Annotated in this window: 13 protein-coding genes and 1 pseudogene; 8 read left to right on the forward strand and 6 right to left on the reverse strand. The window is 67.6% G+C overall.

The genetic code is table 11. The annotated features are described in order from the left end of the window. Positions 1 to 65: 65 nt before the first annotated feature. From aroA to ARC78_RS12555, 4 genes are all read right to left on the reverse strand, one after another. Positions 66 to 1,379: a 3-phosphoshikimate 1-carboxyvinyltransferase gene (gene aroA, locus ARC78_RS12540; RefSeq protein ID WP_057506411.1), complete on the reverse strand. Its 1,314-nt coding sequence runs from the start codon at positions 1,377 to 1,379 to the stop codon at positions 66 to 68. A gap of 135 nt (positions 1,380 to 1,514) precedes the next feature. Continuing rightward, positions 1,515 to 2,714, reverse strand: coding sequence for a prephenate dehydratase (gene pheA / locus ARC78_RS12545; RefSeq protein WP_054658900.1), 1,200 nt, complete (start codon positions 2,712 to 2,714; stop codon positions 1,515 to 1,517). 54 nt (positions 2,715 to 2,768) lie between these two features. Next, positions 2,769 to 3,854, reverse strand: a complete 1,086-nt coding sequence (gene serC, locus ARC78_RS12550; protein WP_054658899.1) for a 3-phosphoserine/phosphohydroxythreonine transaminase — start codon at positions 3,852 to 3,854, stop codon at positions 2,769 to 2,771. Between the two features lie 141 nt (positions 3,855 to 3,995). Further along, positions 3,996 to 4,799 (reverse strand): FHA domain-containing protein, encoded by an 804-nt coding sequence (locus tag ARC78_RS12555; RefSeq protein ID WP_057506412.1) that lies wholly within the window; start codon positions 4,797 to 4,799, stop codon positions 3,996 to 3,998. 120 nt (positions 4,800 to 4,919) lie between these two features. Here ARC78_RS12555 and ARC78_RS12560 point away from each other — a divergent pair, with 120 nt between their 5' ends. From ARC78_RS12560 to ARC78_RS12575, 4 genes are all read left to right on the forward strand, one after another. Further along, positions 4,920 to 5,195 carry a polyhydroxyalkanoic acid system family protein gene (locus tag ARC78_RS12560; RefSeq protein ID WP_054658898.1) on the forward strand — a complete coding sequence of 92 codons (276 nt, stop codon included), beginning with the start codon at positions 4,920 to 4,922 and terminating at the stop codon, positions 5,193 to 5,195. An 80-nt stretch (positions 5,196 to 5,275) separates the two neighbouring features. Next, entirely contained in the window at positions 5,276 to 5,737 is a 462-nt protein-coding gene (locus ARC78_RS12565; protein WP_057506413.1) for a phasin family protein, read from the forward strand. A gap of 272 nt (positions 5,738 to 6,009) precedes the next feature. Continuing rightward, positions 6,010 to 6,777, forward strand: a complete 768-nt coding sequence (locus ARC78_RS12570) for a YggS family pyridoxal phosphate-dependent enzyme (protein WP_241772739.1) — start codon at positions 6,010 to 6,012, stop codon at positions 6,775 to 6,777. An 84-nt stretch (positions 6,778 to 6,861) separates the two neighbouring features. Further along, positions 6,862 to 7,866 carry a restriction endonuclease gene (locus ARC78_RS12575; RefSeq protein ID WP_241772740.1) on the forward strand — a complete coding sequence of 335 codons (1,005 nt, stop codon included), beginning with the start codon at positions 6,862 to 6,864 and terminating at the stop codon, positions 7,864 to 7,866. Positions 7,867 to 7,929: 63 nt separating this feature from the next. Here ARC78_RS12575 and hutC read toward each other — a convergent pair whose 3' ends face one another. Together hutC and ARC78_RS12585 are read right to left on the reverse strand one after the other, a co-directional pair. Then, positions 7,930 to 8,658, reverse strand: a complete 729-nt coding sequence (gene hutC, locus ARC78_RS12580) for a histidine utilization transcriptional repressor HutC (RefSeq protein ID WP_054660247.1) — start codon at positions 8,656 to 8,658, stop codon at positions 7,930 to 7,932. A 40-nt stretch (positions 8,659 to 8,698) separates the two neighbouring features. Next, a complete protein-coding gene (locus ARC78_RS12585; RefSeq protein ID WP_057506419.1) occupies positions 8,699 to 10,069 on the reverse strand; it encodes a formimidoylglutamate deiminase in 1,371 nt (456 codons plus the stop codon). A 60-nt stretch (positions 10,070 to 10,129) separates the two neighbouring features. Here ARC78_RS12585 and hutI point away from each other — a divergent pair, with 60 nt between their 5' ends. The 4 genes and pseudogenes from hutI to ARC78_RS12605 all read left to right on the forward strand — a co-directional run. Beyond that, positions 10,130 to 11,335 carry an imidazolonepropionase gene (hutI, locus tag ARC78_RS12590; protein WP_057506414.1) on the forward strand — a complete coding sequence of 402 codons (1,206 nt, stop codon included), beginning with the start codon at positions 10,130 to 10,132 and terminating at the stop codon, positions 11,333 to 11,335. Between the two features lie 19 nt (positions 11,336 to 11,354). Next, positions 11,355 to 12,896 (forward strand): histidine ammonia-lyase, encoded by a 1,542-nt coding sequence (gene hutH / locus ARC78_RS12595; protein WP_054657043.1) that lies wholly within the window; start codon positions 11,355 to 11,357, stop codon positions 12,894 to 12,896. After that, positions 12,893 to 13,741 (forward strand): N-formylglutamate deformylase, encoded by an 849-nt coding sequence (hutG, locus tag ARC78_RS12600; RefSeq protein WP_057506415.1) that lies wholly within the window; start codon positions 12,893 to 12,895, stop codon positions 13,739 to 13,741. The genes hutH and hutG overlap by 4 nt, the downstream gene beginning before the upstream one ends. Continuing rightward, positions 13,741 to 14,027 (forward strand): annotated as a pseudogene (locus ARC78_RS12605) (urocanate hydratase); the annotation flags it as partial. The gene hutG and the pseudogene ARC78_RS12605, both read left to right, overlap by 1 nt.

The raw sequence follows: 14,027 nt of genomic DNA on the forward strand, positions 1-14,027 counted from the left end.
GCCGCCCGGATCCTGCTTGTGCCCAAGCCGCACCGTTGCCAGTGCGGCCTGGATTCCAGATGACCTCAGGACAGAACGCTCAGCCCGAAGCCGGCACCGCTGGCAAGCTCGTCAAAACCCGGGAAAGAGGTCGCCACGTTGGCTACATCGTTGATCCGGACCTCCCCGGTACTGAGCTGGCCGGCAATGGCAAAGGCCATCGAGATGCGGTGATCGCCGTGGCTTTCGATCGTGCCGCTGCCCAACGGGCCACCGTGGATCGTGGCGCCATCCTCGGTTTCATCCACGCGCAGGCCCAGTGAGCGCAGGCCGGTGGCCATCGCCGCCAGACGATCCGATTCCTTGACCCGCAGCTCGGCGGCGCCGCGCACCACGGTCTGGCCGGAGGCCGCCGCTGCGGCGACAAACAGCGCAGGGAACTCGTCGATCATGTCCGGCACCACCGACTCGGGAATCTCCGCGCCCTGCAGCGGCGCGTAACGCACCACCAGATCCGCCACCGGCTCGCCGCCATGCTCGGCATGGTTCTCCTCGGTGATGTCCGCGCCCATCAGGCGCAACGCTGTCAGCAGACCGGTACGGCGCGGATTGAGTCCGACCGAGCGCAGCCGCACCTGGGAGCCCGGAATGATGCTGGCGGCGACGATGAAGAACGCCGAGGAGGAGAAGTCCGCCGGGACCGCGATATCGGTCGCGCGCAACCGCTGACCGCCGCGCAGGCGCGCCCTGCCCGGGGAGAACGCGATCTCGACGCCGAACGCGCGCAGCATGCGCTCGGTGTAGTCGCGGGTGGGATGCGGCTCGACCACCGAGGTCTCGCCCTGCGCATACAGGCCGGCAAGTAGCACCGCCGACTTCACCTGGGCGCTGGCCACAGGCAGCTCGTAGTCGATGCCGTGCAGGGTCTGCCCGCCATGGATGTGCAGCGGCGGCGTGCCATCGGCCTGCGTGTCGATACGTGCGCCCATCTGTGCCAGCGGCCCGGTCACCCGACGCATCGGCCGCTTGGACAGCGACGCATCGCCCACCAGCGTGGAGTCAAACGGCTGCCCGGCCAGCAGACCCGCCAGCAGGCGCATGCCGGTGCCGGCGTTGCCGCAATCCAGCTCACCCCGGGGCGCCTTCAGGCCATCCACGCCCACGCCATGCACGATGCGCTGCGAGGGCGACGGGGTTTCAAAACGCACCCCCATCTGCGCAAAGATCGAGGCGGTGGCGCGGGTGTCCTCGCCTTCGAGAAAGCCATCGATATGCGAGACACCGTCCGCCAATGCGGCAAACATCACCGCCCGGTGCGAGACCGACTTGTCGCCGGGAATATCCAGCGTGCCCTGCAGGGCCGAGCCTTTGCGTGCAATCCAGTACAGAGAATCGGTCATGCTGCTTCCTGTGGTAGCCGCCCGCGCCAGTGCGCGGGCCAATCAAAGCCGGAATTCCCGGCCATCAGAACGAAAGGGAGGGCGGCATAGCTGCCGGCGGAGCTGCCGCCAGCAGGGCGCCACCGATGGCATCGGTCAGGGCACGGCCACCGGATAGGAGCCGAGCACCTTGATCTGCGCCGAATGGGTCTGCAGCTCCGCCAGCGCGGCCTGCATCGCCGGATCCTCGACATGGCCGGCCAGGTCGATGAAGAAGCCGTACTCCCACTTGGCCTGATGCGAGGGCCGCGATTCGATGCGGTTCATGCTGATGCCGTGGCGGGCGAACGGGCTGAGCACATCGAACAGCGCGCCGGGCTTGTCGTGGATGTAGACCAGCACCGAGGTACGGTCGTGGCCGGAGGACGGGAAGATCTGGCGGCCGATCACCAGGAACCGGGTGGTGTTGTCGGCATCGTTCTGGATCGGTTTGGTGACGACCTTCTTCAGTCCATAGGCATGGATGGCGCTCTCGCCACCGATTGCCGCGGCGTCATCGGCGTTGCGCGCACGGCGCGCGCCCTCGGCGTTGCTCGACACCGGCAGCTTTTCCACCTTCGGCAGATTGGCGCGCAACCACGACGAGGTCTGCATGAACGCCTGCGGGTGGGCATAGATGCGCTCGATGTCCTCCAGCCGGCCCGTGCGCGACATCAGGTACTGCTGCACGCGCAGCTCGACCTCGCCACAGATCTTCAGGTTGGAAGTCAGGAACATGTCCAGGGTGATCTGGATCGTGCCCTGCCCGGAATTCTCCACCGGCACCACGCCAAAGTCGGCATTGCCGGCTTCCACTTCCTGGAACACCTCCTCGATGCTCGACAACGGCAGGCCCAGGGCCGAGCGGCCGAAATGCTTGAGCATCGCCTGCTGGGTGAACGTGCCTTCCGGCCCGAGGTAACCGACCTTCAGCGGCTCCTGCTGGGCAAGGCAGGCCGACATGATCTCGCGATAGACATGCACCAGCACCTCGTCGCTGAGCGGGCCTTCGTTGCGGTCCACCACCATGCGCAGCACCTGCGCCTCGCGCTCGGGCCGGTAGTAGTCCACGGCCGCGGCCAGCTTGCCCTTGGCCTTGCCGACCTGGTGGGCGAACTGTGCACGCTCGGCGATCAGCGCCTGGATGCTGCGGTCAATGTGGTCGATCTTGGCGCGCACATCCGACAGTACCGGTGCGGCGATGGCCGGCTGCGTGTCCTTCTTCAGTGCTTTGGGCTTCTTGCTGACAACAGCTTTCTTGGCCTTGGTGCTGCGCGGTGCAGCGTCTGCTGCCGGTTTACGGGGCTTTGAAGCCATGGAATCACCGTCTGTTACGAGCCGGCGCCTGTGCGCCCGGCGGAATGGGAAAAATCAGCCGTTGCGCCGCTGGAAGTCGCGCATGAACGCCGCCAGCGCCTGTGCGCCTTCCAGCGGCATGGCGTTGTACAGCGAGGCGCGGATGCCGCCGACCGCGTTGTGACCTTTCAGCGCGAGCAATCCGGCGCGCTTGGACTCGCTGACGAAACGCGCATTGAGTTCGTCATCGGGCAGGAAGAACGGGATGTTCATCCGCGAGCGCACGGCCGCGGCGACGTCGTTGCGGTAGAAGCCGCCGGAGTTGTCGATCGCCTCGTACACGAGCGCCGATTTGGCCTGGCTGAGGCGGGCGAACGCCTCCACCCCGCCCTGCGCCAGCATCCACTTGAACATCAGCCCCGCCAGGTACCAGTTCCAGGTCGGCGGCGTGTTGAGCATCGAGTCGCGGGCCACGTGCGAGCGGTAGTCGAAGATGTCCGCGCGCGGCTGGCCGGCGCGCTCGAGCAGGTCGCGACGGATGATGACCACCGTGATCCCGACCGGCCCCAGGTTCTTCTGCGCACCGGCATAGATCACCCCGTAACGCGACACGTCGATCGGCTCGGAGGCGATCGAGGAACTGAAATCGGCGATCAGCGGCACCCCGCCCACGTCCGGGACGTCGCGGAATTCGACGCCGTGGATGGTTTCATTGGCGGTGATGTGCACGTAGGCCGCATCGTTGGACAGCTGCCACTGCGCCGGCGCCGGAATGTCACGGAAGCCGCCGGCCTCACTGCTGGCGGCGATGTGCACATCCACGTAGGGCCGGGCCTGCTTCACCGCGGTCTTGCCCCAGTGGCCGGTAAGCACATAGTCCACGCGCTGGCCGGGCGCGGCGAAATTCAACGGCAGCAACGCCTGCTGGGTGGTGGCGCCGCCGCCCAGAAACAGCACGGCATAGTCATCGGGAATGCCGATCAGCGTGCGCAGGTCGGCATCTGCCTGGGCCGCGACGGCCATGAAATCGGCGCTGCGGTGACTGATCTCGACAATGGACGCGCCCACGCCGTTCCATTCCAACATTTCCGCCTGCGCCTGGCGCAGAACCGTTTCGGGCAACGTCGCGGGGCCGGCACTGAAATTGAATGCGCGCGTCATATCACACCTGCTGGGCTGAAGACCTAGTATGCCGCAGCGCAGCAGGCTTGGGGGACGCTAAAAAAGTTGCATTTGCATGCATCTGCAGCGGCGATCCGGATCGCCCCGGCGATGCAGCTCACGCACCGCCAGCCCGCCTAATCAGCGGGCGCCGAACAGCAGCAGCGCGCTGATCGCGGCACCCAGCAACAGCGCACTGAGCAGCAGCCACGGCCAGCGCCGCGGGCGCCGCTCCGGCATCGACGCATCAGCCGGCTCGGCCGTCTCGCGCTCCTCGCTTTGCGGAAAGTGGCTTGCCGGAATGCGCGGGTTCAACGGCACTTCAAGCACAAACCGGTGGTTGCCTTCGAACACCAGCTGATCGCCGGCCTGCAGCCAGCAATGCCGCACAGTCACCCCGTTGACCTGGGTTCCCTCGGCCGAGCCCAGATCACGCAACAGCACTTTCTCGCCGTGGCGCTCCAGCCGCGCATGACTATCGGCGAAAGCCGGCTCATCGATGAGGATATCGCTGTGCGGATCGCTGCCGATCGTGCGCGGCTGGTCTAGCGTGAAGCAGCGGCCGTGATAGCGCCCGCCCACACCGCGCAGCAGCACGCGCATGTCCTCGTCGCTGGCGGCCTGTGGCGCGGGCGGGTGTGTCACCGGCTCGCATTCCCCGCGCAACAGCATCTCGGCACCGTCGGCATAGACCGCATCCCCGGCCCGCAGCAACGCCATGCGCCGGACCGGCCGGCCGTTGACATGGATGCCGCGGGTGCCACTGGCCACCTGCAGCCAGACCCCGCGCTGGTCCACGCAGAACTGCGCGAGCAACAGAGGGCCGACACGGTCATCCCCGAGGCCGACCTGGCCGGTCGCGTGCCGGACGATACGCTGCACGCCCGGCTTCAGAGGCTGATCGGGTTGCTGACGGTTGCTGAAGTGGACTTGCAGTGTGCGCACTGTCGCAGATTATCAGTTCACCCGGACATGCAGAAGATGGTCGCGGGACTTGGACTGCGTCGCCACAGTCCGCACAATGCCGCACCTTGTCTTTATCGCCGGTCCGCCGGGAGCCTCTCCATGTCCACCATTGATATCCGTCACCCCCATTCCCTGTCCGACGAAGGCGCGCGCACCGCCATCGCAGAAGTCGCCCAGAAGCTGGAAGAGCGTTTTGAAGTGACCGCCCGCTGGGAGGGCCAGACCCTGTATTTCGTCCGCTCCGGGGTTGATGGCGCCATCGAACTGCTGCCGGGCGCGGTGCGGGTGAAAGCCGAGCTGGGCTTTCTGCTGTCGGCCATGAAGGGCATGGTGGAATCGGAGATCCAACGGGTGCTGGCGGAAAAACTCGGCTGAACCCGGCGCCCTCACGCAATGCACGCACGGCCATCGCTACGGTAGGAACCTGATCTGTTTCCCTGCCGAGGAGCAATGCCGTGAGTGTTTACGAACCTCGCCCTGAAGAAAATGACACCCCCGAGCAGCACGAACCTGCCGAACGATTGACCCGCCGCGTTACCGAATCGGCCCAGCAGATATGGCTGGCCGGTCTGGGCGCCTTGTCGCGCGCGCAGAATGAAGGCAAAAGCCTGTTCGATTCACTGGTCAAGGAAGGCGAGTCGATGGAGGAGCGGTCGCGCCAGCAATCGGACCGTGGCGAAACCCTGCGTGACAGCGTCGAGACCACACTGAACCAGGCACGCGAGCGCGCCGCCGGCACCTGGGACCGGGTCGAGCGGAGTTTCGAAGACCGCGTCCAGCGCGTGCTGCGGCGCATGGATATTCCCAGCCGTTCGGATATCGAGACGCTCAACGACCGCCTGGACGCACTGAACCGCCGGCTGACGCGGGCCGAAAGCCAGTCTTCGCGATCGGAAGCGGATCCTGAATCACATTGATGTTGCAAAGCAGCAAAAGCTGCGCAAGAATCAACCCGACCCGCCAGCAGTACCGCGCCGTATGTCTCCCTCCCCACACGGCTCCGGATGGCGGGTTTTTTGTGCCTGCCGTTCGCGCAGGTCGCTCCTGCCCGGTCTTTTCCGGCGATTGCCGCGATAATGGGCCGCCCAGATCCGCTGCATTCGGCGTCGTGCCGCGCAGCCGTAGCAGGAGGCCGCCATTGAACACCCCAGGTCCGGACCCCTCGTCCAGCACCCCTACCCGTCACGACCTGCATGGCCGTTACCGCACCGCCGAAACCGTGGAGGATTTCCGCCACAACCTGGCCGCGGTCCAGTCGCGCATCGCCGCCGCCTGCGAGCGTGCCGGACGCGATGTGGCAAGCGTGCGCCTGCTGCCGGTCAGCAAGACCATCGATGAAGCCCACATCCGCCGCGCCTATGCCGCCGGTTGCCGTTTCCTGGGCGAGAACAAGGTGCAGGAAGCCCATCACAAATGGGAGGCGATGCAGGATCTAGCCGATCTGCGCTGGTCGGTGATCGGCCACCTGCAGACCAACAAGGCCAAGCTGGTGGCCCGGTTCGCCAGCGAGTTCCAGGCGCTGGACAGCCTGCGCCTGGCCGAGACGCTGGACCGTCGCCTGCAACAGGAAGGTCGCAGCCTGGATGTCTTCATCCAGGTCAACAGCTCCGATGAGGACAGCAAGTACGGCCTGCCACCCGGGCAGGTGGACGGGTTCCTGCAGGCGATGCCGCAGTTCGGTGCGCTGCGCGTGCGCGGGCTGATGACGCTGGCGATGTTCTCGGCCGAGGCGGCGCAGGTCCGCGCCTGTTTCATCCGCCTGCGCGAACTGCGTGACCGCCTGCGGCAGACCGCGCCGGCCGGGGTGGAGCTGGACGGGCTGTCGATGGGCATGTCCGGGGATTTCGAGATCGCCATCGAGGAAGGCGCCACCGTGGTGCGGGTCGGCCAGGCCATCTTCGGCGCACGCGCGGTGCCTGACAGCCACTACTGGCCCGGTCAGGACGCACATGGCTGAACCGCCACGCCGGGCACGGTCCGGCCGCACGATTACGGCCACAAACATCTATAAACTGCGGCTCTGTCCGTGTCGTCGCTGGGTGTGTTGATGTTCTCGTGGATTCTGGCTCTGGTACTCGCACTGGTTCTCTGGGGTCTGGCCGTGCTCTATCTGTGGCTGGTCCGGCGCAGGAAGATCGAGGCAAACCATGGTCTGGCCGCATTGGCGGGCATGCGCTGGCGCGAGTTCTCGCGGATCGTGCGGGATGCGATGGCCGAGCAGCGCAGCATGCAGGACGCGATTGCCGAAGAAGCCAGCGACGCCGGCACCAGCAGCGACTTTCTGATGACCCGCAACGGTGAACGCTGGCTGGTGTCGTGCAAGCATGGCCGCGCCTACCGTATCGGCGCCGGCGCGATCAACGAACTGGGCGCTGCGCTGCGCCTGACCGGCGCCCGTGGCGCCGTGCTGATCACCGAGGGCCATGTGGAGCGCGACGGCCTTGCCGCCGCCGCGGAGCAGTCCATCGAAGTGGTCGATGACCGCAACCTGTGGCAGATGCTCAAGTCCTATGTGCCCGAGGGGATGCTCCAGAGTGTGGTCGGAATCGCCCGCCGTGAGGCGATCCGCCACACCGGGATCGCCGCGCTGGCTGCGCTGACCCTCGGCCTGCTGGCGGGCATGGGCTACAACACTGTTCACAACGACGCCGGCCCTGCCCCGGCCGCACCGGTCATCGCCGCGGCCGGCAACACGCCGGCGGCGGCCACCGTCGCCCGCGCCGATACGCCCGCCGCGGACGTCGTCCCCGAGCCCAGCGCCGGCATGCCCGCCGAGGACCTGCTTGAAGATCCCGATCCGGAAACGCTGCTGCGCTACCAGCAGTCGGTTTCCAAGGCGCTGGCGCGCACGCCGGGGGTCATCAGCGGCATCTGGCTGACCCGCCTGACCCTGTCAGTGGAGCGCTCGGCCGATGACAAGACCGTATGGCCGCTGATCTGCCGCGAAGTGGAGCGCTACCCGGCGCTGCGCACGGTGCGCATCCAGCTCAACCCGCGCCCGGGTGTCGATGAACCCGTGCGCTGGCGCCAGTGCAGCACCATCTGAGTGCACAAGGAAAAAGGCGCCAAACGGCGCCTTTTTCCTTGTGGCAATCCGCCCGGCGGGAACTCAGCGCGCCCCGGGTGCGAAGCGGGCGATCAGGTCGTAGGCATCGCCGAGGAACATCTGCCGCACCCAGGTGATCTGCAGTTCGCCGCGCCAGGTCTGGCGGTCGATCACCAGGCAGGCGGTCCCGGCCGGCACCTGCAGCAACGCGGCCTCGGCGGCGGTCGCTGCGACTGCGCTGATGCGATGCTCGCCGCGTGTCCACGAAACGTTCTGCAGCAGCCAGCTGCCCGGGGCGTGCTCGGAAAAATCCACGCCCAGCGTCTCCGGCACCGTTTCGGGATTGATCAGGCGGCGCTCCAGCGCCAGCGGCTTGCCGTCGGCCAAGTGCAGACAACGGATCGCCAGCAGCTGCCCGGCGGCGGCCAGCTGCACTTCTTCGGGCACGCCGCGGTGGGCGCTGCGCAGTTGCCGGTCCAGCAGCTGGAAGCCGTAGGCATGGCCCCGTTCGGTCACTGCCACTTCGATATCGGGAATTTCCAGTGCCACCTGCTCCAGGTGCGGTGGCTGCCGGGCGACAAACGAGCCGGCCCGCCGGCGGCGCTCGATCATGCCGCTTTCGGCCAGCGTGGTCAGCACTTTGTTCACCGTCATCCGCGAGCAGCCGTACTGTTCCATCAGCTCGTGTTCGAACGGGATGCGGAAACCGGGGGCCCACTCGCCACTGAGGATGCGGCTTTCGATATCGCTGCGGATGCGGTGATTGAGGGTGGGAGCTTTTTTGCTCTTCACTCGGGGTTCCTGAAAAGATCGGCGGGCCGGGCGTTGCGGGTCAGGCCAGAATCCGGTCCAGCGCGGCACGGTAGCGCGTCTGGATCGCGTCGCGATTGAGATGCCGTCCCTCACGGACCAGCTCGCGGCCATTTCGCCAGACCGCGCGAACGGCGCCATTACGTGCGGCGAACAACGCGCTGTCAAGCAGACTGTCGCCGCTGCGGCCATGCAGAGAGACGTGGTCCGGATCCAGTTCGAGCAGGTCTGCCGGCGCACCGACCGCCAGTCCGGCGCGCACTCCCAGGGCCTGCCCCGCTCCCTCGAGGGCCTGCTGGTACAGCCAGCGACCGGTGGAAAGATTGGCCGGCGAAAGCACGTTGCGACCGCGCAGGGTCAACCGCTGGCCGTATTCGAGCAGGCGCAATTCCTCGGCCGCATCGATCAGCACATTGGAATCGGAGCCGACGCCGAAGCGGCCACCGGCGGCGATGTGCTCGCGCATCGGGAACAGTCCGTCGCCCAGATTGGCCTCGGTGATCGGGCACAGGCCGACCACCGCGCCACTGCCGGCCATCAGCCGCACCTCCTCCGGGGTGACATGGGTGGCGTGGACCAGGCACCAGCGTTCATCCACCGCCGCGTGCGCGTACAGCCACTGCACCGGCCGCTGCCCGCTCCACGCCAGACAGGCCTCGACCTCGCGGACCTGCTCGGCGATATGGATATGGATCGGCCCGCGCGTCATGCCGGCCAGCGCCTGCAGCTCCGTTTCGGTGGTCGCGCGCAGGCTGTGCGGCGCCAGCCCGAGCACCGCGTCGGGCAGATCGGCCAGCGCCTGTGCGCAGCCTTCCAGCAGGCGGGCAAAGCCGTCGATGTCGTGCAGGAAACGCCGCTGCCCCGGCACCGGCGCCACCCCGCCGAAATCAGCGTGGGCATAGAACACCGGCAGCAGGGTCAGGCCCACTCCGGTGCGGTCGGCCGCTGCCGCCAGTCGCACCGCCATCTCGGCCGGGTTGGCGTAATGGCGGCCGTCCTGGGCGTGATGCAGATAGTGGAACTCGCCGACACGGGTGAAGCCGGCTTCGAGCATTTCCATATAGGCCTGCTCGGCGATGGCCTGGAAACTGTCCGGATCCAGCCGGTCCAGAAAGCGATACATCAGCTCGCGCCAGCTCCAGAAGCTGTCGCCGGTGGTCCCGCCCACTTCGGTCAGACCGGCCATCGCCCGCTGGAACGCATGGCTGTGCAGGTTGCCCAGCCCTGGCAGCACCGTCCACAGGTTCCGATCGCCGTCCTGGCGCGGCGTATCGGCGGTAATTGCGGCGATCCGCCCCTGCGCGCATTCGATGCGCACATCGCGCGCCCAGCCCTGTGGCAGCAAGGCCTGCGCGGCATGGAAACAGACATTCTGGGGGGCGGCGCTCGCAATCACTGGACACTCTCCGTTGACCGGAATTATTGTATATACAAATAAGGATGGAAGCTGCACATGCGCTGCGACACGCTCTGGCACAACGCCCACCTGATGACCTTGGACGATGCCAGCGGCGGGCTCGGCTTTGTCCGTGGCGGCGTGCTGGCCGCACTGGATGGCCGCATCGTCCATGCCGGCCCTGCCGCCTCCGCGCCTGCATTCGACGCCGCCGAGCGCATCGATTGTCAGGGCCGCTGGATCAGCCCCGGCCTGATCGACTGCCATACCCATCTGGTCTACGCCGGCAACCGTGCCGGTGAATTCGAGCAGCGGCTGCAGGGCGTGAGCTATGCCGATATAGCCCTTGCCGGCGGCGGCATCGTCTCCACCGTGCGCGCCACCCGCGCCGCCGATGAGGCCGCGCTGATCGCCGCCAGCCTGCCGCGACTGGACGCGATGCTGGCCGAAGGCATCACCACCCTCGAGATCAAATCCGGCTATGGCCTCACCCTGGACGATGAAGCCCGCCAGCTGCGGGTGGCGCGCCAACTGGGCCAGCTGCGCAAGGTCGAAGTGGTGCCCACCTTCCTCGGCGCCCACGCGGTGCCACCGGGCCACGAGGCGCAGGCCTATATCAATGAAGTCTGCGCGGTGATGATCCCGGCCATCGCCGCCGAAGGGCTGGCCGAAGCGGTCGATGTGTTCTGCGAGAACATCGGCTTCTCCGCCGCCCAGGCGCAGCAGGTGTTCGAGGCCGCGCAGCGGCACGGGCTGGCGATCAAGATCCACGCCGAGCAGTTGAGCAACCAGCATGGTGCCGAACTGGCCGCCCGCTTTGGTGCGCTGTCGGCCGACCATATCGAACACCTGGATGAGGCCGGCATCACCGCCATGCGCGCGGCCGGCACCACGGCGGTGCTGCTGCCCGGCGCGTTCTATTTCACCCGAGATACCACCCTGCCCCCGATCCAGAAACTGCGTGCCGCCGGCGTGCCGATGGCACTGGCCACCGATTCCAACCCCGGCACCTCGCCGCTGACCAGTCCGCTGCTGGCCATGAACATGGCCGCCACGCTGTTCCGCATGACCGTGGACGAGTGCATTGCCGGCTTCACCCGCGAAGCGGCGCGCGCGCTCGGCCGCCAGGACCGGCTTGGCCGTCTGGCCGCCGGATTCGATTGCGATCTAGCGATCTGGGACATCGAGGCGCCGGCCGATCTGGTCTATCGCATCGGCTTCAATCCGCTGCACGCGCGCGTCTGGCGCGGTCAGCCTGCATAAGTACGACTCCGGAGAACACATGAGCACGACCCTGACCCTTCGCCCCGGCCACGTGCCGCTTTCGCAGTGGCGGCAGATCTACCTAGGCGCGCGCGTCCAGCTGGACCCGGCCGCACAGGCCGCGGTGCTGCGCAGCGCGCAGGTGGTCGAGGCCATCGTCGCCAAGGGCGCGCCGGTCTACGGCATCAACACCGGCTTCGGCAAGCTGGCCAGCGTGCGTATCGAGCGCGAGGACCTACAAACCCTGCAGCGCAATATCGTGCTGTCCCATGCCGCCGGTGTGGGCGAGCCGATGCCGGCCAACGTGGTGCGGCTGATGATGGCGCTCAAGCTCACCAGCCTGGCCCAGGGCGCTTCGGGCATCCAGCCCAAAACGCTGGCACTGCTGGAAACATTCCTGCAGCACGACTTCATTCCGGTCATTCCATGCCAGGGCTCGGTCGGCGCTTCCGGCGACCTGGCCCCGCTGTCGCATCTGGCCACGGTGATGATCGGCGTGGGCGAGGCCTTCGTCGATGGCGTGCGGATGCCGGCCACCGAAGCACTGGCCCGCATCGGCCAGGCCGCGCTCACGCTCGGCGCCAAGGAGGGTCTGGCCCTGCTCAACGGCACCCAGTATTCGACCGCCTACGCGCTGGCCGGCCTGTTCGAGATCGAAACCGTCTTCCAGGCCGCGCTGGTTACCGGCGCGCTGTCGGTGGAAGCGGCCAAGGGCTCGGACACTCCGTTCGATCCGCGCATCCACGCCATCCGTGGCCAGCGCGGGCAGATCGCCACCGCCGCCAGCCTGCGCCAGCTGATGAGCGGCTCGGCCATCCGCGAATCCCACCGCGACAACGATGTGCGCGTGCAGGATCCGTACTGCCTGCGCTGCCAGCCGCAGGTCATGGGCGCCGCGTTCGACGTGATGCGCCAGGCCGCGACCACGCTGGAGATCGAGGCCAACGGCGTGTCCGACAACCCGCTGGTGTTCACCGACACCGGCGAGGCGCTGAGCGGCGGCAACTTCCACGCCGAGCCGGTGGCCTTCGCCGCCGACATGCTGGCCATGGCGATCTGCGAGATCGGCTCGATCAGCGAGCGCCGCACCGCGATGCTGGTGGATCCGGCGCTGTCCGGCCTGCCGGCCTTCCTCACCCCCAAGCCCGGCCTCAACTCCGGCTTCATGATTCCGCAGGTCACCGCCGCGGCGCTGGTGTCGGAGAACAAGCAGCGAGCCTATCCGGCCAGCGTCGATTCGATCCCGACCTCGGCCAACCAGGAAGACCATGTCTCGATGGCCGCACATGGCGCGCGCCGCCTGCTGGCGATGGCCGAGAACGCCGCCAACGTGGTCGGCATCGAACTGCTGGCCGCCGCGCAGGGCTGCGACTTCCATGCCCCGCTGACCTCCAGCCCGGCGCTGGAGGCCGTGCGCGCCACGCTGCGCGCACAGGTGCCGACGCTGCAGGACGACCGCTATTTCCATCCGGATATGGTCGCCGCCACTGAACTGGTGCGTAGCGGCGCCCTCGCCCACGGCCTGGACGCGGTGCTGCCGCATGTGGAGCCCGTGTCATGAGCGCCGCGCCGGCGTGGTTGCAGATCCATCGCGGCACCGCGCCGCTGATCGTCAGCTTCCCCCATACCGGCACCGGACTGCCCGCCGAACTGGCCGGGCAGTTCGTCTCGCCGTGGCTCGCGCGTCGTGATGCCGACTGGTGGGTGCACACGCTGTACGCCTTCGCCCGCGAGCTGGGCGCCACCACGGTGCGCACCGCCATCTCGCGCTCGGTGATCGACGTCAACCGTGATCCCTCCGGGGTGAGCCTGTATCCGGGGCAGAACACCACCGGCCTGTGCCCGCTGACCACCTTCGACAACCAGCCGCTGTACCGCGACGGCTGCGAACCGGACGCGGCCGAGATCGCCCGTCGCCGCGACACATATTTCATGCCGTACCACGCCGCGCTGGAAGCCGAGATCGCGCGCCTGCACGCCGACCACGGCACCGTGGTGGTGTACGACGCGCACTCGATCCGCTCGAACATCCCGCACCTGTTCGACGGCCAGCTGCCGCAGTTCAACCTCGGCACCGCCGGCCCCACCGGCGAGCCGGACACGGCCTGCGACAACGCGCTGGCCGATGTGGTCGAGAACCTGTGCGCGCTGAGCGGCCTGGGCCATGTGCGCAACGGCCGCTTCAAGGGCGGCTGGATCACCCGCCACTACAGCAACGTGCCCGCCGGCGTGCACACCTTGCAGATGGAGCTGGCCTGCCGCGGCTACATGCACGAGCCGGCGCCGGGCGATGTGGAAGTACACAGCTGGCCCACGCCCTACGCCCCTGCCCGCGCCACCGCGGTGCGCGACACCCTGCAACAGGTGCTGCGCGCCTGCCTGAACTTTGCTTCCCGGAGAGATTGATGACGACCCGCCACGACCCTTCCCGCAGCCCGCGCGCGCCGCGCGGCGCCACACTCAACTGCAAGTCCTGGCAGACCGAAGCGCCGTTCCGCATGCTGCAGAACAACCTCGACGCCGAAGTGGCCGAAGACCCGGCCTCGCTGGTGGTCTACGGCGGCATCGGCCGCGCCGCGCGCGACTGGGAGAGCTACGACAGGATCCTGGAAACCCTCAAGCGGCTGGACGACAACCAGACTCTGCTGGTGCAGTCGGGCAAGCCGGTCGGCGTGTTCCCCACCCACCCCGA

This window comes from Stenotrophomonas pictorum JCM 9942 (genome assembly GCF_001431585.1).
GTDB lineage: Bacteria > Pseudomonadota > Gammaproteobacteria > Xanthomonadales > Xanthomonadaceae > Stenotrophomonas > Stenotrophomonas pictorum.